The sequence below is a fragment of the Acinetobacter sp. BIGb0102 genome, from assembly GCF_003815055.1.
GTDB lineage: Bacteria > Pseudomonadota > Gammaproteobacteria > Pseudomonadales > Moraxellaceae > Acinetobacter > Acinetobacter vivianii.
Map to the genome: position 1 here is coordinate 68,337 of NZ_RKQE01000016.1, position 19,391 is coordinate 87,727.

At 42.4% G+C, this 19,391-nt stretch carries 15 protein-coding genes; 9 read left to right on the plus strand and 6 right to left on the minus strand.

The annotated features are described in order from the left end of the window. Nucleotides 1-15: 15 nt before the first annotated feature. On the minus strand, nucleotides 16-372 hold the full coding sequence (locus EC846_RS15985; protein ID WP_123775815.1) for a DUF6176 family protein: 357 nt from the start codon (nucleotides 370-372) through the stop codon (nucleotides 16-18). Between the two features lie 135 nt (nucleotides 373-507). Between EC846_RS15985 and EC846_RS15990 the strand changes: the two genes are divergently transcribed. Next, on the plus strand, nucleotides 508-1,080 hold the full coding sequence (locus EC846_RS15990; RefSeq protein ID WP_123775746.1) for a peroxiredoxin: 573 nt from the start codon (nucleotides 508-510) through the stop codon (nucleotides 1,078-1,080). A 79-nt stretch (nucleotides 1,081-1,159) separates the two neighbouring features. Here the strand turns inward: EC846_RS15990 and EC846_RS15995 are convergent, their stop codons facing one another. Further along, the gene (locus EC846_RS15995) at nucleotides 1,160-2,119 is read right to left on the minus strand and encodes a LysR family transcriptional regulator (RefSeq protein WP_004770853.1); all 960 of its coding nucleotides are present in this window, start codon (nucleotides 2,117-2,119) and stop codon (nucleotides 1,160-1,162) included. Between the two features lie 249 nt (nucleotides 2,120-2,368). Between EC846_RS15995 and benA the strand changes: the two genes are divergently transcribed. From benA to EC846_RS16030, 7 genes are all read left to right on the plus strand, one after another. Next, entirely contained in the window at nucleotides 2,369-3,751 is a 1,383-nt protein-coding gene (gene benA, locus EC846_RS16000) for a benzoate 1,2-dioxygenase large subunit (protein WP_123775747.1), read from the plus strand. Continuing rightward, nucleotides 3,748-4,248 carry a benzoate 1,2-dioxygenase small subunit gene (gene benB, locus EC846_RS16005; protein ID WP_123775748.1) on the plus strand — a complete coding sequence of 167 codons (501 nt, stop codon included), beginning with the start codon at nucleotides 3,748-3,750 and terminating at the stop codon, nucleotides 4,246-4,248. The genes benA and benB overlap by 4 nt, the downstream gene beginning before the upstream one ends. A 73-nt stretch (nucleotides 4,249-4,321) precedes the next feature. Then, on the plus strand, nucleotides 4,322-5,338 hold the full coding sequence (gene benC / locus EC846_RS16010) for a benzoate 1,2-dioxygenase electron transfer component BenC (protein WP_123775749.1): 1,017 nt from the start codon (nucleotides 4,322-4,324) through the stop codon (nucleotides 5,336-5,338). Nucleotides 5,339-5,358: 20 nt separating this feature from the next. Continuing rightward, nucleotides 5,359-6,144: a benzoate diol dehydrogenase BenD gene (benD, locus tag EC846_RS16015; protein ID WP_123775750.1), complete on the plus strand. Its 786-nt coding sequence runs from the start codon at nucleotides 5,359-5,361 to the stop codon at nucleotides 6,142-6,144. 44 nt (nucleotides 6,145-6,188) lie between these two features. Beyond that, nucleotides 6,189-7,382, plus strand: a complete 1,194-nt coding sequence (gene benE, locus EC846_RS16020; RefSeq protein WP_123775751.1) for a benzoate/H(+) symporter BenE — start codon at nucleotides 6,189-6,191, stop codon at nucleotides 7,380-7,382. Between the two features lie 446 nt (nucleotides 7,383-7,828). Beyond that, nucleotides 7,829-9,187, plus strand: a complete 1,359-nt coding sequence (locus EC846_RS16025) for an aromatic acid/H+ symport family MFS transporter (RefSeq protein WP_123775752.1) — start codon at nucleotides 7,829-7,831, stop codon at nucleotides 9,185-9,187. 45 nt (nucleotides 9,188-9,232) lie between these two features. Then, nucleotides 9,233-10,501, plus strand: coding sequence for an OprD family outer membrane porin (locus tag EC846_RS16030; RefSeq protein ID WP_123775753.1), 1,269 nt, complete (start codon nucleotides 9,233-9,235; stop codon nucleotides 10,499-10,501). Between the two features lie 90 nt (nucleotides 10,502-10,591). Here the strand turns inward: EC846_RS16030 and ftn are convergent, their stop codons facing one another. Further along, nucleotides 10,592-11,056 carry a heteropolymeric bacterioferritin subunit Ftn gene (gene ftn / locus EC846_RS16035; RefSeq protein ID WP_004770842.1) on the minus strand — a complete coding sequence of 155 codons (465 nt, stop codon included), beginning with the start codon at nucleotides 11,054-11,056 and terminating at the stop codon, nucleotides 10,592-10,594. Nucleotides 11,057-11,409: 353 nt separating this feature from the next. Between ftn and EC846_RS16040 the strand changes: the two genes are divergently transcribed. Further along, nucleotides 11,410-12,465, plus strand: coding sequence for an SDR family oxidoreductase (locus EC846_RS16040; RefSeq protein ID WP_123775754.1), 1,056 nt, complete (start codon nucleotides 11,410-11,412; stop codon nucleotides 12,463-12,465). A 356-nt stretch (nucleotides 12,466-12,821) separates the two neighbouring features. Here EC846_RS16040 and ligA read toward each other — a convergent pair whose 3' ends face one another. The 3 genes from ligA to smc form a co-directional block, all read right to left on the minus strand. Then, a complete protein-coding gene (ligA, locus tag EC846_RS16045) occupies nucleotides 12,822-14,849 on the minus strand; it encodes an NAD-dependent DNA ligase LigA (RefSeq protein WP_123775755.1) in 2,028 nt (675 codons plus the stop codon). A gap of 72 nt (nucleotides 14,850-14,921) precedes the next feature. Further along, nucleotides 14,922-15,932, minus strand: coding sequence for a cell division protein ZipA C-terminal FtsZ-binding domain-containing protein (locus tag EC846_RS16050; RefSeq protein ID WP_123775756.1), 1,011 nt, complete (start codon nucleotides 15,930-15,932; stop codon nucleotides 14,922-14,924). Between the two features lies 1 nt (nucleotide 15,933). Beyond that, nucleotides 15,934-19,383 carry a chromosome segregation protein SMC gene (smc, locus tag EC846_RS16055; protein ID WP_123775757.1) on the minus strand — a complete coding sequence of 1,150 codons (3,450 nt, stop codon included), beginning with the start codon at nucleotides 19,381-19,383 and terminating at the stop codon, nucleotides 15,934-15,936. Nucleotides 19,384-19,391 lie beyond the last annotated feature (8 nt).

Genomic DNA, 19,391 nt, shown 5'->3' on the forward strand with positions numbered 1-19,391 from the left:
CTGTTGCCTAATTATTCAAACTTGCTCCGAAGTATAACCTGTTTCTTTCTCATCATTATTTTCCAAATCGATCAATAATCTTGTTGGAATGACTTGTTCCCAATGCTGTTTAAATTGCTGATGATATTTATCAACTTCAAATGAACTATTTTTCGCGACCTGTTGCGCCTGAGCAATATCTTTAGCTCGCGTATAGGCAAGTAAATAATGTTCTCCATTCAACTCAAGTTGAAACCACGATTCCACTTTCACACCTTCAGCTTGAAGCGTTTGAATTGCTTCTGCTTTGCGTTTTTCAATTTCTTGCTGCCAAGCCTCGACCTCTGCCTGCGTATTTGTTTTTAATTTAATGATAACCGCACCAACATCCATTGATTTTCCTTTTCTTTTTAAATAATCATTCGATTTCAATGTATAAAGCAGATCAAAATTCTGTAAAGAATTTTCTAACACATTCAATTTCTAAATTTGCTAAAGTAGATGCTATTACACTTTGAGATCAACACAATGAATACGATAAAGTCCAAAGTTCTCGTTGTATGCAGTTCACTTTTTTTATTAAGTACGCCAAGTCTAAGCAACGCACAAAGCACTTTATTTTCAAAGCAGGATACTGCTCAAAAAGAATGGGTTGGACAATCAGCTCCTGACTTTAAACTGCAAGATCAAAGTGGCAAATGGCATACCTTGAATCAATATAAAGGCAAATGGGTGGTGCTGTATTTCTATCCTAAAGATAATACAGCAGGCTGTACGCAGGAGGCCAATCAGTTTAAATCACTGTATCCACAATTTTCAAAATCAAATGCTGTAGTACTGGGTGTCAGTCTGGATGATGTCGCATCACATCAAAAATTCTCAGAGAAACTTGGTTTACCGTTCCCAATTCTTGCAGATGATAAAGGCGAACTTGCAACTAAATTTGGTATTGTTCGAAACTTGGGGATTACCAAGATTGCCAAGCGAGAAAGCTTTTTAATCAATCCTCAAGGTGCGGTGATGTATCACTACACCAGCGTCAATACGCAAACTCATGCTGAACAGGTATTAAAAGATTTAAAAACATTACAAAGCAAATAATTGCTTCAAAGATCTTGAGTCAATTTCTGAATTGATCATCTGCCTAGTTTTTTTAAAGACTAGGCATTTTTATACGCGTTTAAAAATCAATCCCAACCGAATCATCAATGGGATTTTGATCAAGTGTAAATACAGTCCGTTGATATGGAATCCCTTCCAGATCATAGACCTGATAAACACAATCAAATAACAGCTGTAAGTCTTCGCTACGATCCATTGCCCGTGCAGTCAGAAAAATTGGGCTGACCGCGCCATTATCCAGAATCGGAATATAATTCAAATGGGGAAAACGAATGGTATCGGCACTGGCAGGAATCACACACAAGCCTTCACCCGCTGCCACCAGACCTAAGGCCAGCTGGATTTCACGCACTTCATGCATATTTTTCGGCACCAAACTATGCTCGGCAAAGATATTCAGCAGTTGAGTCGAAAAATTAGGCTTTGGAGAGGTAGGATACATAAACATCTTTTCATCAATCAGATCAGCCAGATAAACCCCTTCCGTCCGCTGCGCAATCGGATGGCTGGTATGTGCTGCCACAACCAAGCGCTCTTTACGCAACAGAATCCGTCTGACTGCTGGATCACTAATCCGCAGACGTCCAAAGCCCACATCAATTCGACCTTCTTTTAAAGCTTGCAACTGCTCCGTGGTGCTCATTTCCACCAGTTGAATATTTAAATGCGGTTGTTGCTGCCGAAACAAATAGATGATTCGGGGTAACAATCCATACAGTAACGATCCCACAAAACCAATCGTGACACTGCGATCGATCAGTCCAATGCGTTTCGCCATACTCTTAATTTCTTCAGCATTAGACAAAAGTTTAACGGCGTGCTGATAAAAGAAATGCCCAGCAGGTGTGGTCTGTAATGGTCGGCTTCCACGCTCAAATAATTGAATACCCAGCTCACCTTCCAGATTCTGGATCTGTCGGCTCAAAGGCGGTTGAGCAATAAATAATTTTTCTGCTGCCTTGGTGAAGCTTTGTTCTTCAACAACGGCAACAAAATACCGTAAATGACGTAATTCCATGCGGTTTCCATACCTTTAAGATATATAAAAATATAAATTCAGTCTTAGACAGAGTTTACTCATTCTTTTAAGGTATAGACAAGAGATAAACCGATGAAATATGAATCGCCCCGCTGAGATTGCTGCCCCGTATTCATCATTATCGGTTCAAGTGAAAAGACTCTCACAGAATTTAACCCTTTAGGATATCGAGATACTTTCGAAAGCATCTCGATGACTTCCCCAGATTTGGAAAGTCGGAGAACGGACATGCCACGTATTCCTGTAATCAATACCAGCCACCTTGACCGTATTGATGAGCTACTTGTAGACAATATCGACACAGGTGAATTTAAACTTCATCGTTCAGTGTTTACCGATCAAGCCTTATTTGATCTTGAAATGAAATACATCTTCGAAGGCAATTGGGTTTATCTTGCGCACGAAAGCCAGATTCCCAATAACAACGATTTCTACACCACCCATATTGGTCGTCAACCGATCATTATTGCCCGCAATCGTAATGGCGAACTGAATGCCATGATCAATGCCTGTTCACACCGCGGCGCACAATTGTGTCGTCATAAACGTGGAAACAAGGCAACCTATACCTGCCCTTTCCACGGTTGGACCTTCAATAACTCAGGCAAATTACTCAAAGTTAAAGACCCAAGCGAGGCAGGTTATTCGGATTGCTTCAACCAAGATGGTTCACATGATCTGAAAAAAGTTGCGCGTTTTGAGAATTACAAAGGCTTCTTATTTGGCAGCCTCAATCCAGATGTGCCATCACTTGAAGCATTTTTAGGTGAAACCAGCAAAATTATCGACATGATTGTTGATCAATCTGAACATGGCCTAGAAGTTCTGCGTGGTACATCGTCTTATACCTATGAAGGTAACTGGAAGCTGACCGCTGAAAATGGTGCTGATGGTTACCACGTTTCAGCAGTGCACTGGAACTATGCCGCAACCACGCAACACCGCAAAGAGACACAAGCTGCGGATAACATTCGTGCCATGAGTGCTGGGTCTTGGGGTAAACAAGGTGGTGGTTCTTATGGTTTTGAAAATGGCCACATGCTGCTATGGACGCAATGGGCCAATCCTGAAGATCGTCCGAACTTTCCGAAGGCAGACGAATATACCGAGAAATACGGTGCAGCGATGTCGAAATGGATGATCGAACGTTCGCGCAACCTATGTCTTTATCCAAACGTGTATTTGATGGATCAATTCGGTTCGCAAATTCGTGTGTTACGTCCTATTTCAGTCGATCGCACTGAAGTGACGATTTACTGTATCGCACCGAAAGGTGAAGCTCCAGAAGCACGCGCACGTCGTATTCGCCAGTATGAAGATTTCTTTAATGCCTCAGGTATGGCCACACCCGATGATCTGGAAGAATTCCGTGCCTGTCAGGCAGGTTATGCAGGCATCGCGCTGGAATGGAATGACATGTGCCGCGGTTCAAAACACTGGATTTATGGCCCTGATGATGCAGCCAATGAAATTGGTCTCAAACCGATGTTGAGCGGAATCAAAACCGAAGATGAAGGCTTGTATCTGGCGCAACATCAATACTGGCTGCATACCATGAAACACGCCATTGTCGCAGAGAAGGAAATCGCAGCTCAAGGAGAAAACGCATGAGCAATCAAGACAAAAACAGCTTGGAAAATATTGCCCAGTTTCTCTACCGCGAAGCACGTTTTTTAGATGATGAACAATGGGATGACTGGCTGAATTGCTATGCCCCAGAAGCCAGTTTCTGGATGCCAGCGTGGGATGACAATGATCAACTCACTGAGGATCCACAATCAGAAATCTCACTGATTTATTACCCAGATCGTCAAGGTTTGGAAGACCGCGTATTCCGTATCAAAACTGAACGCTCCTCTGCCACCATGCCTGATACCCGTACTTGCCACAATATTGCCAACGTTGAAATCGTAGCGCGCGACGGAGATAAACTCACGGTTCGCTTCAATTGGAATACCTTGAGCTTCCGCTATAAAACTACCTATAGCTACTTTGGCATGTCACGTTATGTGATTGATTGTTCGGGTGAGGAAGCAAAAATCCTGAGCAAATATGTGGTGCTTAAAAATGATTATATCAATCAAGTGATTGATATCTATCACCTCTAAAAGAATAAGTCTCCTCAGTCAAACAGACTCTTGGCTGAGGTCCCAAATTTAAATTATTTTTGTAGGATCTCTCATGTCAAACCACAATGTAGCACTTCAATTTGAAGATGGTGTGACACGTTTTATTAGTGTTGCGCAAGGTGAAACCCTGTCCGATGCAGCTTATCGCCAAAAAATTAATATTCCTCTGGACTGTCGTGACGGTGCTTGCGGTACCTGTCGTGCCTTCTGCGAATCTGGCAGTTACGACATGCCAGAAGAAACATATATTGAAGATGCCTTGACGCCTGAAGAAGCGGAACAAGGTTATATTCTGGCGTGCCAATGTCGCCCAAGCTCAGATGCAGTATTCCAGATTCAGGCATCATCTGACGTCTGTAAAACTGAAATTCATAGTTTTCAAGGCACATTGGCCCGCGTTGAAAATCTATCTGATTCCACCATTACATTTGATATTCAACTGGATGAAGGCCAGCCTGATATCCATTTCCTTGCAGGACAATATGTCAATGTTGGCATTCCAGCAACAGGCGAAACCCGTTCATATTCATTTAGTTCCAAGCCTGGCAATCGTTTAACAGGCTTTGTGGTTCGTAATGTCCCAAATGGCAAAATGAGCGACTTCTTGAGTAAAACCGCACAAGCTGGCGACAAGATGACCTTTACAGGGCCATTCGGTAGCTTCTATCTCCGTAATGTCACTCGTCCTGTACTGATGCTGGCAGGCGGTACGGGCATCGCTCCCTTTATGTCGATGCTGCAGGTACTGGAAGAAAAAGGTTCTAACCAACCTGTGCGTTTAGTGTTTGGCGTGACCAACGATTGTGATCTGGTGGCTTTGGAAAAACTAGCAGAATTACAAGCGAAATTTCCGTGGTTTGAATATCGAACTGTCGTTGCACATCCTGATAGTCAACATGCGCGTAAAGGCTATGTCACAGGACATATTGAGACTGAATGGCTGAACAAGGGTGATGTCGATATTTATCTGTGTGGTCCTGTGCCAATGGTCGAAGCAGTACGCAGCTGGTTAGATGCAGAACACATCAAACCTGCCAATTTCCTGTTCGAAAAGTTCTCTGCGAATTGATGGTTACTGGAGAATTATGTATGTCTCAAGCACAAAGATTTAAGCATAAAGTGGTGATTGTGACTGGCAGTGCTCAAGGCATTGGCCGTGGAGTTGCACTACAACTGGCTGCCGAAGGTGCGCAACTGATTCTGGCAGATCGTTCTGATTATGTCGAAGAGGTATTGGCTGAAGTAAAAGCAGTGGGTGCTGATGCCATCACCATTCAAGCCGATCTTGAAAGCTTTGCAGGTGCACAAGCAGTTGTAGCAAAAGCGATTGAACATTTTGATCGAGTCGATGTATTGATCAATAATGTCGGTGGCGCAATCTGGATGAAACCTTTTCAGGAGTTTTCGGAAGAGGAAATTATCAAGGAAGTGAATCGCTCGCTATTTCCAACACTTTGGTGTTGTCGAGCCGTATTACCCGAAATGATCAAGCAACAGGCGGGTGTGATTGTAAATGTTTCCTCAATTGCGACTCGCGGGATTAACCGTATTCCCTACTCAGCAGCCAAAGGTGGAGTTAATGCACTGACGGCGTCGCTGGCATTTGAACATGCCCAAGACGGGATTCGCGTCAATGCGATTGCCACAGGTGGAACTGAGGCACCACCTCGCAAAGTGCCACGCAATAGCAATCCACTCAGTCAAAACGAAAAAGACTGGATGCAGCAGGTCGTCGATCAAACCATAGACCGTACTTTTATGGGACGTTATGGCAGTATTGAGGAACAGGTCAAAGCCATTGTTTTTCTTGCATCTGATGATGCATCTTATATCACTGGCAGCGTCATCCCAGTGGGAGGTGGAGATCAGGGTTAGTCCTGATCTTTTTCGTTTCAGATGTGCAAGGAGGCCATCACCGAATGACAACTTTACTCAAAACATTAAAACAAGATTGGTCTATTTCAGCTACGGTTGCAGGCTTTCTTGCCGTGCTAATTTCTTATTCTGGCCCACTGATCATTTTCTTTCAGGCAGCGCAACGCGCCAATGTTTCTACAAACATGATGGTGTCATGGATTTGGGGCATTTCCATCGGTGCGGCAGTTGCGGGGATTTATCTCTCAATAAAATATAAAACACCTGTCATTACCGCATGGTCTGCACCGGGGACGGCGTTATTAGTCACGTTATTTCCTGACATTTCATTGAATGAAGCAGTCGCGGCCTATATCACTTCTGCAATTGTGATTTTTCTGATTGGGATTACAGGCTGTTTCGACAAACTACTGAAATGGATTCCTCAAGATGTTGCTGCGGGAATGATGGCAGGTATCCTGTTCCAATTCGGGATCAATCTATTTACGGCATCAGATAGCATGCCTTTGATTGTGTTTAGCATGCTGATGGTATTTCTGATTGCAAAACGGCTGATGCCTCGCTATACCATGATCTGGGTATTGGCAGCCGGAATCTTACTCAGTTTATTTTTGGGAAAAATGAATCCTGTTGAAGTGAGTTTTAATCTGGCAGTTCCACAATGGATCAGCCCAGAATGGTCATGGAACTCTACCTTAAATCTGGCACTCCCCTTGATTCTGGTCAGCCTGACAGGTCAGTTTTTACCGGGTATGGCGATCATGAAACTGAGTGGTTATGACACGCCAGCCAAACCCATTATCAGTGCAACCAGTATTGCCTCTTTAGCGGTTGCCTGTGTTGGCGGTATTACCATCGTCCTCGCCTCGATTACCGCGGCCTTGTGCATGGGCAAAGATGCACATGAACTCAAAGAAAAGCGTTATATCGCAGGGATCGCCAATGGGATTTTTTATATTCTTGGCGGACTGTTTGCTGGCAGTATTGTCATGCTGTTTAGTTTATTACCAAAAGAACTGGTTGCGGCTTTGGCAGGCTTAGCCTTGTTAGGAGCGATTGCTACCAATATCACGGCTGCGATGCAGAATCTTCAACACCGCGATGCTGCACTGATTACCTTTCTCGCTACCGCTTCTGGGATGCATTTTCTAGGCTTAAGTTCGGTATTTTGGGGGATCTGTATTGGCGTTATTGCTCATCTTATTCTCACACCAACCAAGCATGCAGCTTCGACTTAACAACTAAATTACACTTCTTACGCTCTATTTTTCCAGAAAACTCAGCTTAGACGTTTTCTGGATTTTTGCATTTAAAAAGCAAAACTCAAAAATAATTAATCCGAAGATAAAACGAATTTCATCCAGTATTTTAACGCTTGATAAAATAACCCGATCATTGAATAAAAACATTATTTATTCATTAATGATTATTCATCCAAAAAAATCTAAAAACACCACTTTAAAATGACCAATATTCTCGTATTTTAATATTTAACACCAATTCACCATTTTATATCCCAGCATAAAAAACAAAAAACAAATCAAATATATTTCAATTATTTAGGTAATAAAAATCACAATACTTTAATGACATAAAGATATATCAATTAGGTTTTTGACTCCGACCCAATAACAAAATAGCTTAATAAAAAATAACCTGTACTTCACAAATCGGAGGTGAAGCAATGGACACAAACAAGGTCAATATTAATGACATTATTGATAAAGCCCGTTTTGCGGCTTTTCATTGGAAAGTCTTAATTTGGTGTTTAATCATTATTATTTTTGATGGATATGATCTGGTGATTTATGGTGTGGCACTGCCCTTACTGATGCAGCAATGGTCACTGACTGCCGTGCAAGCTGGATTGCTTGCCAGCGCAGCCTTATTCGGGATGATGTTTGGCGCCATGATTTTTGGCACGCTCTCAGACAAACTGGGCCGTAAGAAAACGATTATGGTCTGTGTCACCTTATTTAGTGGATTTACCTTCCTCGGTGCTTTTGCCAGTAATCCAGTTGAATTTGCAATTTTACGTTTTATTGCAGGCTTAGGCATTGGTGGTGTGATGCCGAATGTCGTGGCTCTGATGACCGAATATGCGCCTAAGAAAATCCGCAGCACTTTGGTTGCATTAATGTTTAGTGGCTATGCCATTGGCGGTATGAGCTCTGCCTTACTGGGTGCATGGTTGGTCAAAGATATGGGCTGGCAAATCATGTTTTTAATTGCAGGCATTCCCCTGTTATTGTTACCTGTGATCTGGAAATTCCTGCCTGAATCTCTGGCATTTTTAGTGAAATCGAATCATCACGATCAAGCCAAAATGATCGTCACTAAAATTGCACCTGAAACTGAATTAACCAGCAACACCCAACTGATCCTAAATGAAAGCACCACCACGGAAGCCCCTGTCCGTGCACTGTTCCAGCAAGGGCGTACATTTAGTACTTTCATGTTTTGGATTGCCTTCTTTATGTGTTTATTGATGGTTTATGCATTGGGAAGCTGGTTACCAAAACTGATGTTACAAGCAGGCTATTCTTTGGGTGCCAGCATGTTATTCCTATTCGCACTGAATATTGGAGGCATGGTGGGCGCAATTGGTGGCGGTGCACTGGCAGATAAATTCCATTTAAAACCTGTAATTACCAGTATGTTCGTGATTGGCGCGGCTGCCCTGATCTTGCTTGGTTTTAATAGTCCACAATTTATTTTATATAGCTTAATTGCGATCGCAGGTGCAGCAACCATTGGCTCACAAATTCTACTCTATACTTTTGTCGCTCAATTCTACCCGACTGCATTACGCTCAACAGGTATGGGCTGGGCTTCAGGCATTGGACGAATTGGTGCCATCATTGGCCCTGTCTTAACGGGTGCCTTGCTTACCTTTGAACTGCCTCACCAAATGAACTTTCTCGCGATTGCCATCCCGGGCATTATCGCTGCACTTGCCATCTTTATGGTCAATTTAAAAGCCTCAGTGGCAGCACAATCTGCACCGAACTTTAATACACAAGCTTCACTGACTCAGCAATAAAAATAAGTGCGCCGAGGACTGGCGCACCAACGTTGGATATGGATTATGACTTTATTACCACGCTTTAAACCACATGGCTTAACGGTCTCTACACTGCTTGTAATGGGGAGCTTTTACAGCCCGCTACTCGCTGCCGCAGAATCGACTCAAACTACTCAAGATGAATGGAAGTTTACCCTGAAGAATGCCTATATCAATCGAGACTTTGACAATCCAAATCTCAAAGATACTGGCAGTTGGTCCCAAGCAGCCTCCTTATTTTATAAATCCAAAATGCAGGAGACACCACTACAGATCGCAGATAAGCCGATCACCATTGGTGCAGATGCTTCGGTGCAATATGCAGTGCGCTTAAGTAAAGATAAACATGTCGCTGATACAGTCCTGCCCTTTGACACTCAGACACAATCACAGGCATCCGACTATTTAAAATATGGCGCGACCCTGAAACTGGGTTATGACAAAACCTTATTAAGTGTGGGCGAACTCTGGCTAGACTTACCTGTAACTGCGGTGGATGCCAGTCGCCAGTTACTCACCTCTTATTGGGGGACAAATTTAAAATCGCAAATTTCTGATCAGCTCTATGCCGAAATTGGTCGAGTGACCAAAGTGTCACCCCGCAATGAAGAAGATTTTAAAAAGTTCTCCTTTACCGCGAATGGCAAAACCGTTTACTCGGATGGTCTAAATTATCTAGATTTGCGTTATCAACTCACACCATCATTGAAGGCAGAATACTATTTTGGCAATTTAGAAGACTTATACAACAAGCATTATGTTGGATTAGAACATCAGTGGAAACAGCCTAATTTTAGTCTCAGTTCAAAGTTTAAATATTTTAATGCCAAAAATGATGGTGCTAACTTCGATATCGATGCTCAAAATATTGGTTTGCTTGAAATGCTGAAAGTGAACAATCAGTCTTTTGGTATGGGGTATCAGCAAATTATTGGTGAGTCAGCCTATCCGTTACCTGATGGTTTTCTGCCTGAAACCTATTTTATTAACTGGAATGCGACGGGCTTCTTTAAAAAGAATGAAAAGTCTTATCACCTGATGTATGGCTATGATTTTAAAGATTATGTACCAGGCCTAAATGCAATGGTGAAATATGTCTATGGTCATGATTTTAAAGCTGCCAATGGTGAGAAAAATCATGAATCTGAGTCCAATATCATTCTCAACTATGCATTGCAACAGCCTTATCTTAAAGGTGTTTCGCTACAATACATCCGTATTGATTATGATGTAAAACATGGCAATGACTTTGGTGAAGATCGCCTATTTGTGAACTATAGTAAAAAATTCTAAACCTTCATTTCAGCATTTTTTCTAGACCAAAATAAAAAAGGGAACTTTATTGAAAGCTCCCTTTTTAATTACTGCATAGACAGTAATTGATTAGATTTGTGATTGAATATAATTTTGTAGACCAATCAATTCAATTAAACGTAATTGCTTTTCTAACCAATACGTATGATCTTCTTCTGTGTCAGAAAGTTGCTGGCGTAACATATCACGGCTGATAAAGTCGCCTTTCTCTTCACACAGTTTGATACCAATCGCAAGTTTTTCACGTACATGATATTCAAGTGCTAAATCGGCCTTTAAGCAACTCACAACATCTGTACCGACATTGATATCTTCACGATTCATATTCGGTTGAGCACCAAGGAACAAAACACGACGAATGATTGCGTCAGCATGAGATGCTTCTTCTTGCATTTCATGGTCGATACGCTCATAGATCTTGTTTAGCCCCCAATCTTCGTACATTCTTGAATGAATTAAATATTGATCACGAGCAGCCAATTCACCGCCAATGAGCATATTTAAATAGTCGATGACTTCTGGATTGCCACGCATAATACTTACTCCTATCGAATGACAATATTATGGTCAAGTTAGAACAGAATTGCAAAAACAAATATGTGTAAGCTTATGATTTTTATAAAATTAAAATGAGAAACATACGCATTTACAGTTCGAATTGACTGAATTTATGTAAATAAAATAAGCCTTTGCATATCATTTGTCACATTAAAAAGAGATAATTCTATTGAAAATCATTTGTTTGATTTTTTGTAACCATTAGCAATGCTTCTTATTTCGCCAATGTTTTAATCAAAAAATCATAAAAAATGACTGCTCAGCTGTTGTTTGTTTAAGCGAAATTCGGTAAATAACAGCAATCACAAAAACATAATGTGGAAACCACAATGGATAAAAGCAAACCAATTTTGGTTACTGGCGCGACGGGTTATATTGCAGGCTGGATTATCGAACGTCTGTTGAATCAAGGTCATATAGTTCATGCAACTGTACGTGACCCATCAAAGAAAAATAAAATCCAGCATTTGTATGATCTGGCAGAGCAATCAGCTGGACAAATCCAGTTTTTCAAAGCAGATTTGCTTGAATCAGGTTCATTTGATGAAGCGATGAAAGATTGCGAGATCGTGATTCATACCGCATCGCCTTTCGTTGTCACCAATTATAAAGATGCTGTTAAAGATATCATTGAGCCTGCGGTGAAAGGCACAGAAAATGTTTTGAACAGCGTTAATCGCACTGAATCAGTTAAACGTGTCGTACTCACTTCAAGCATTGCCTCAACTTATGGCGATGCAGTTGAGATTCAAGACACTGCCAATAATGAGTTTGATGAAAATCACTGGAACACAACCAGTAGCGAAACACACCAACCCTATCCTTATTCAAAAGTCATGGCCGAGCGCAAAGCATGGGAAATGGCCGAGCAACAAAACCGTTGGGATCTGGTATGCATTAACCCGGCTTTAGTCATGGGGCCATCCCTAACCGATGCCAGTCAGTCAGGTAGTATTGAAGTACTACAACAGTTCGGTAATGGCACCACCTTGTTCGGTGTTCCGCCAATGTGGAATGGAATTGTCGATGTTCGTGATGTTGCCGATGCACATGTCGCTGCGGCATTAAATCCAAATGCACATGGCCGCTATATTATTTGTGGTGGAACATTAAGTTTATTGGATATGGGCAAGGCACTTACTCAGAAGTTTGGCTATAAATTTCCATTCCCGCACTTTACTGTGCCAAAAACAGCCTTTTCTTTTGTCGCGCCAATCCTCGGTCATTCTCGTCAATTTGTAAAATTGAATATGGGTTACCCCATCTACTTTAATTCACAACGTAGCGTGAAAGATTTAGGGATTGAATATCGCGATGTGCGTGAAAGTGTCTGTGAACATTTCCAGCAATTGCTGGATGACGGCATTGTAAAAAAATATATTTGATTCAATACAATATATTTATTCAACGCTAATTAAAACTTGGTACTCGGAGACGTCATCCACAACCTGAGCAAGCCAAAGCGACTAAAGCTTTGGCGAAGCGCAAGGCAACAATCTACGTAGTCTATACTCAAGCATAGCTTTCGCCTTGCAGTGCGGCAAAGATAATAAATCTTTGCTATTCGCACCTCAGGTTTTACTTACTTTGGGCAAAACCAAAGTAAGTCCAGCTGAAAGCTTATCCTGAAATTGAGTGTAAACTCGGCAAGACTCTGTCAAGATAATTATTTCCCAGTCTCAGGATTTAATTAAATAGTCCCATTCAACTCACATTCATTGAATGGGCTTTTCTTGGTAGATTAAGCCTCGTATTGCGCCAAAAATTCCAAGAACTCTTGCTCATTCAAGACACGAATTTCCAGTTTCTGCGCTTTATCCAGCTTACTACCTGCTTTCTCGCCTGCAACCACACATTTGGTTTTGCTAGAAACACTACCACTCACACGAGCACCCAAGGCTTGAAGCTTCTGGGTTGCTTCATCACGTCCCATGGTTTCCAATGTTCCTGTTACCACCCAACTCTCACCATTCAAGGGTTGGCGTGTTGGTGCGGTTGGTGCATCCCAATGAATACCTGCTGCCATTAAACGATCAAGTACCTCAATGTTATGTGGTGCTTGGAAGAAATCAGCAATCCATTCAGCAGTAATATCACCGACATCAGGGGTTTTCTTGAGTGCTTCAATATCCGCTGATTTCAAAGCCTCAAGCGTCTGGAAGGTATTCGCCAGCATACGCGCTGTGGTCTCACCCACCCCACGAATCCCCAGAGCATAAATAAAGCGTGCCAAAGTGGTTTTCTTACTGGCTTCAATCGCATCAATCAGGTTCTGAACCGATTTCTCACCCATTTTTTCAATAGTCAATAAGGTCGCGCGATGTTCATGCAAATGATAAATATCAGCCACATCTTTGAGTAGGTCGAGATGCAGAAGTGACTCCACCCAACGATCACCTAAGCCTTCAATATCTAAGGCTTTACGTGAAACAAAATGACGAATCGCTTCAATACGCTGTGCCGCACAATATAAACCGCCCGAACAACGTGCCAATGCCTCACCTTCTGGCATGACCACTGGTGAATCACAGACTGGACAATTTTCTGGAAGATGCACCATCTCGGCATCCACAGGACGAAACTCCGCCCAGACCTTCTCGACCTTTGGAATCACATCGCCAGTACGGTAAACACTTACGGTATCGCCAACACGTACATCTAAACGGTGAATTTCACCAATGTTATGTAAGGTCACATTCGATACCGTCACGCCACCAACAAAGACTGGTGCTAAACGCGCAACAGGCGTTAGTGTGCCTGTACGACCCACTTGCCAGTCAATATTTTCCACTTTGGTGAGTGCAGCCTGTGCTGGGAATTTATAGGCCGTTGCCCAACGCGGTTCACGACTCAAGAAACCCAATTGTTGTTGCTGTTTAAGGCTGTCGACCTTAATCACCATGCCATCAATTTCAACCTTGAGATCTGGGCGTTCTTGTTGAATCTGTTCATAACGTTGCTGTACTTCTTCAATCGAAGCACACAGGAATTGACGTTCTGCAATTTCAAAACCAAACTTGGTCAACCAATGCAGACTATCGTGCATAGTCTCCAGTCCATGATTCGGTATACACTGCGCAATCCCATAAGCATAGAACGCCAATGGACGTGAGGCTGCAATGTTTGGATCAAGCTGTCTTAAACTGCCTGCCGCAGCATTACGTGGGTTCGCAAAGGTTTTATCGCCTTTGGCTTCCTGATCGGCATTGAGCTTTTCAAAGCCTTGCTTCGGCATCAACACTTCGCCACGTACTTCCAAGAACTCTGGAATCGCCTGATGCTGACTTGATAATACTTTGGGTAAATTACGAATGGTTTTGACATTCTGGGTAATATCTTCGCCTGTCTCGCCATCGCCACGAGTGACACCACGAACCAACACACCATTTTCATACCACAGTGAAATCGCTAAACCATCCAGTTTCAGTTCTACTTCATACTGCACTTTCTGGTTCGGTAAACGTTCATCAATACGACGGGCAAAAGCAAACAGGTCTTCCTGATTAAACACATTGCCCAATGACAACATTGGCACTGCATGAGTGACACTTTCAAATTTTGATAAGGCTTGACCACCCACTTTATTGGTCGGGGTATCCGCTTGAATACAGTCTGGATATTGTTGTTCTAAAGCTTTCAGCTGATGAAATAAATGGTCATATTCACTGTCTGAAATGGAAGGTTGATCCATCACATAGTAAGCATGATTATGTTTTGCAATCAGTTGAATTAACTGACGCATTTGCTCAATAACTGAGTTGTGTTCCATTTAAATTTCACCATATAAAAGGGCGGAAAAACCGCCCTATAACTTTTCACTGAATTTATTATAAAAGATTCATTAAGCTGTTGCTTGATTTGGACGATAATCAATCACGTGATGACGCCAATGTTCTTTTAACTGCGGCGTAAATTCCAGATTATTTTCATCATAGACCTTACCATCGACTTCACGCGCAATTAAACCCGCAATACTGGTCATCATGTCATAACCCGTAACGGCCTTGCTGTTTGGTAATGCCAAGAAGAATGCAAGACCTTGCACCTGCTCACCAGATAAGGTTTCCAGATCAAAACCAGCTGGGCCATTATCCGTCATACGCAATACAGAGAACATCAAGGCACTTGGTTCATCGGTATTTTCATAACGATGGAAGCACGACATTTCACCGAAACGTAAACCATACTTCAATAAAACTTTGAGTGCTTTATCACCTGATAAGGCACGGCGTGGATTCGGATAAACATTCAGAGCAATGATTTGCTCTGCAGTTGCTAAAGCACTTTCATCGTCGTAGCGTTGTTGTTCGTGTAAATGCACATCCAGAATATTACTTTCGCCATCAAACTCTTCAATTGCGACTGTTTCGATATTCGGGTTCAAGCTGAGTTCTGCTTCGGTTTTACTTTCCTCAGCTTTCTCTGTAGCTTCTGCATTTTCAGGGACGACTGTTGTTTCTGCTTCAGCAGTCACGGTCTCATCTTTTTGAACAGTTTCAGTATCTACAACTGCTTCAACAGTTTCTTCTTTAGCGACTTCTTCTGTTGAAACCACAGCTTCTGTTTTTTCTACGGTATTTGCAGATTCAACTGTTTTTTCTACTGGGGTCTCTACCGCAACCACGTCTGTATTCAGACTTGGTTCAACACGTTCAGTTGTGGTGACCACTTCATCTGGTAAAACTTGATCTCGTACATGACGAGGGATGACAGGCTGCTGACTTTCAGGATTAATATATAAATCCGCTTCTAATGACGGCTCGACCGGTTTCGGTTTTCTTAAAAGCATCATTAAACCAACGAGCATAATCACAACGGCGATAACAATGCCTATTATTGTATTCATTTCCATACTATGACTCCGCAACTAACCCGTATTCTTTTGCCTGCTCTAAATCGACAGTCACTAATTTTGATGTGCCTGGCTCTGGCATGGTCACTCCCAGTAAGTCAGTTGCCATTGTCATCGCCAATTTATTATGTGTAATGTAAATGAATTGCACCTGTTCAGAAAGCTCTTTTACCAAATTACAATACCGCTGAACGTTGGCATCATCCAAAGGTGCATCAACTTCATCCAAAACACAGAATGGTGCAGGGTTTAATCTAAAGATCGCAAACACCAGCGCCAATGCGGTCAAGGTTTTTTCACCACCCGATAATAGAGCCAATGAACTGTTTCGTTTGCCTGGTGGACGCGCCATCAATTTCACACCAGATTGCCAGTCATCTTCAAGACTTAAGCTCGCTTCCCCGCCATTAAAGACTTTAGGGAAAAGGACTTGCATCTCTTGATTGACCTGATCAAAAGTGGTCATGAATAACTTACGGGTTTCCTGATCAATACTTTTCATGGCATCTTTCAGTTGATCAACCGTATTCTGCAAGTCCTGCATCTGATGACTGAGTTCATCAAAACGCTGTGATACTTCCTCATATTCTTGCGAAGCTGCCAGATTGACCGCACCAATTTTTTCGAATTGCTGCTGCGCTTTTTCTAGTTTCTGTTGATGATCTTTAATTTCAATCGACAGATCAGATAAAGCGTCTGCATTCAACTCTTTCAGTTGTTCCAGATAATGTTCACGATCCGATTTAGCTGCTTGCCAAGCCAAACGCTTTTGCTCTAACTGTTCACGTACCTGCTCATCTTTTTGCTGGGCTTGATGACGCTGTTCAGTCAACTGCTGCTGTTTCTCTTGAATCTGATTCAGTTCAAGTTGCCATTCATTCCAGTTTTTTTGCAATTTTTCAGTTTGATGAAATTGTTCCTGAAATTGTGACTCTAAATTTGGCAGTTCCAATTGAATCGGATCAACAAATTTCTTTGCCTGTTCAATTTGTTCAATAATTTGATGATACTGCGTTTTTAAGAATGAAATATCTTTCTCTAATAGCTCAATTTGCTGATTGGCCTGAGATGTCTGGCGACGTAGACTTTCACGTTGCTGTTGCTGCTGAAGCAACTGTTGTTGTTGCTCATCCAGTTGTTCATTTAGGTTTTCTACCTGAAACTGCAAGGTTTTATAATTCGGCAATACGGCTTCTAATTTGAGTGCAAGCGCGTGTAAATCAATTTCCAGATCATCACGCTGCATCGCATCTTCTTCAAGCTGTAAATCCAGCTGTTTGAGTTGATCTCTCAATTGCTGTTGCTGCAATACAAAAGCCTGCGCTGTACTTTGCAATTTGGCAATTTGCACATCCAGCTGTTGCAGCTCTTTCTGTTTTTGTTTCAGACTTTGTTGCTGTTGCTGTAACTGTTGTTGTTGCTGTTGCAAGGCGTGCTGCTGTTGAGAAAATTGCTGTTCCAATTCAAGCTGCTTGGGTTGTTTCTCCGCAAGTTGCAGCTCAATTTCCTCTAAACGCACTTGATGGCTCAACATACCTTGTGCACTTTGGCTATCTTCATCGTAATGCAGACCAATCACCCAATCTGCGCCAACATGATAACCATCTAGCGTTAAAATCGACTGTGTCTGCTGGAGTTCTGCTTGATGCGCTAAAGCGATTGCCAGATTCTCAGCTACAGCAACATTTGCCCATAATGAAGATTGTGGGGCTTCAATCCAGTCGCTTAGACAGGTTAAATGTTGAATTTGAATACCTTGTTGCGTCGCTGACTTTAATTGTCGAGCCACACCTTCTTGAAATGACTGTTCATCATCCAGTAAATGCGCTTGTAACCATTTGGCTAAGAACTTTTCAATGATACTGGCATGGCTTTTACCTTGCGCGGTTAAATGCAGGCTTTGCATCAAGCGAAGCGTATTCTGCTGATGCTTTGGACTTTGTTTTGCCACCAGTTGATTCAAATTCTTTTGTTCAGCCAGTAAAACCTGTATTTCGGTTTTAAGCGTTTGCACATCCGCCTTATCCAGCTGTTGTTGTTCTTGTTGCGCCTGTAACTTTTGCTGTAGTTCTTCAATAGCAGCTTCCAACTCAACTATCTCTTGATGAAGTTGTTGCTGCAATTGTTCCAGTTGTGCCTGTTCTTCGTCTTGAACCTGCGCTCGGATCTGACCACTTTGCGATTGTAGCGTTTGCTTTTGCTGTTCGATTCGCAACACATTTTTGGCAAGCTGCTCAATTTGCGCGGCCATCTGCAACTTTTGCTGTTGTTGCTTATCGACCTGTGCTTTGAGCTGTTCAAACTGCTGTTGTGCTTGCTTTTGCTGGGCCTGAACATCACTCACGTTTTGTTCAGCGGTTTGTGTTTGCTGTTCTAATGCCAATAATGTTTCATTTTGCTCATCAAACTGGGCAGATAAAGTTTCGATCTGGAGTTCAGACAACTGTAAACGTTCTTTGGTCTGTACTTTCTGCTGTTCAAGCTGTACCAGACTACTGCTATTCTGCTGGAATAGGCTCTGCTTTTGTTCCAGTGTCATCTTCAACTCAGCCAGTTTTTTCTCTGCCTGCTGCCACTCATGTTGCAATGGTGAAGACTGCTGAATTAAGCGCTGAAATAAAGCACTGGTCGCTTCCAGATCATGTTCAATGGTCTGTGACTCAGAACGAACCAATTTAAATTGTTCACCCAATGCCGTCATTTCAACGGTATATTCTTGTTGTAATTTTTGGCTTTGATTGGCTTGGAAAGACAGAATCTCAATTTTTAAAGTACGGATCTGACCTTCTAAGGTTTTGTATTGAATCGCAGCTTCAGATTGACGCTTCAAGCTTCTCAGCTGTGATTTTAGTTCCGCGGCAATGTCATCTAAACGTGCCAGATTTTGTTCAGTATGTTCTAAGTGCTGTAAAGTCTCGCGACGACGAGCCTGATAACGCGATACTCCAGCGGCTTCTTCAATAAAGACCCGCATTTCTTCAGGCTTGGCATCCACCAGACGGTTAATCATGCCCTGTTCAATCACCGCATAAGAGCGCGGCCCTAAACCTGTGCCCAAGAAAATATCGGTAATATCACGACGGCGACAACGCGTACCATTCAGGAAATACTCCGATTTCCCTTCACGCGTCACCTGACGACGGACTGCCAGCTCATTATAGGCGTTATATGCCCCACCCAATTTGCCATAGGTATTGTCAAAACGAAGTTCTACACTGGCAACACCGACAGGTTTACGCTTGGCTGTCCCTGTAAAGATGACATCCTGCATACTGCCGCCACGCAATTGACGTGCGTTGGACTCGCCCATGACCCAGCGAATCGCATCAATAACATTGGATTTACCGCAACCGTTCGGCCCCACAACCGCAGTTCGGTTCGCCTTAAAATTTAATGTTGTACTATCGGCGAAAGATTTAAAGCCTGAGAGTTTTAAACTACTTAAACGCATACTGCCCT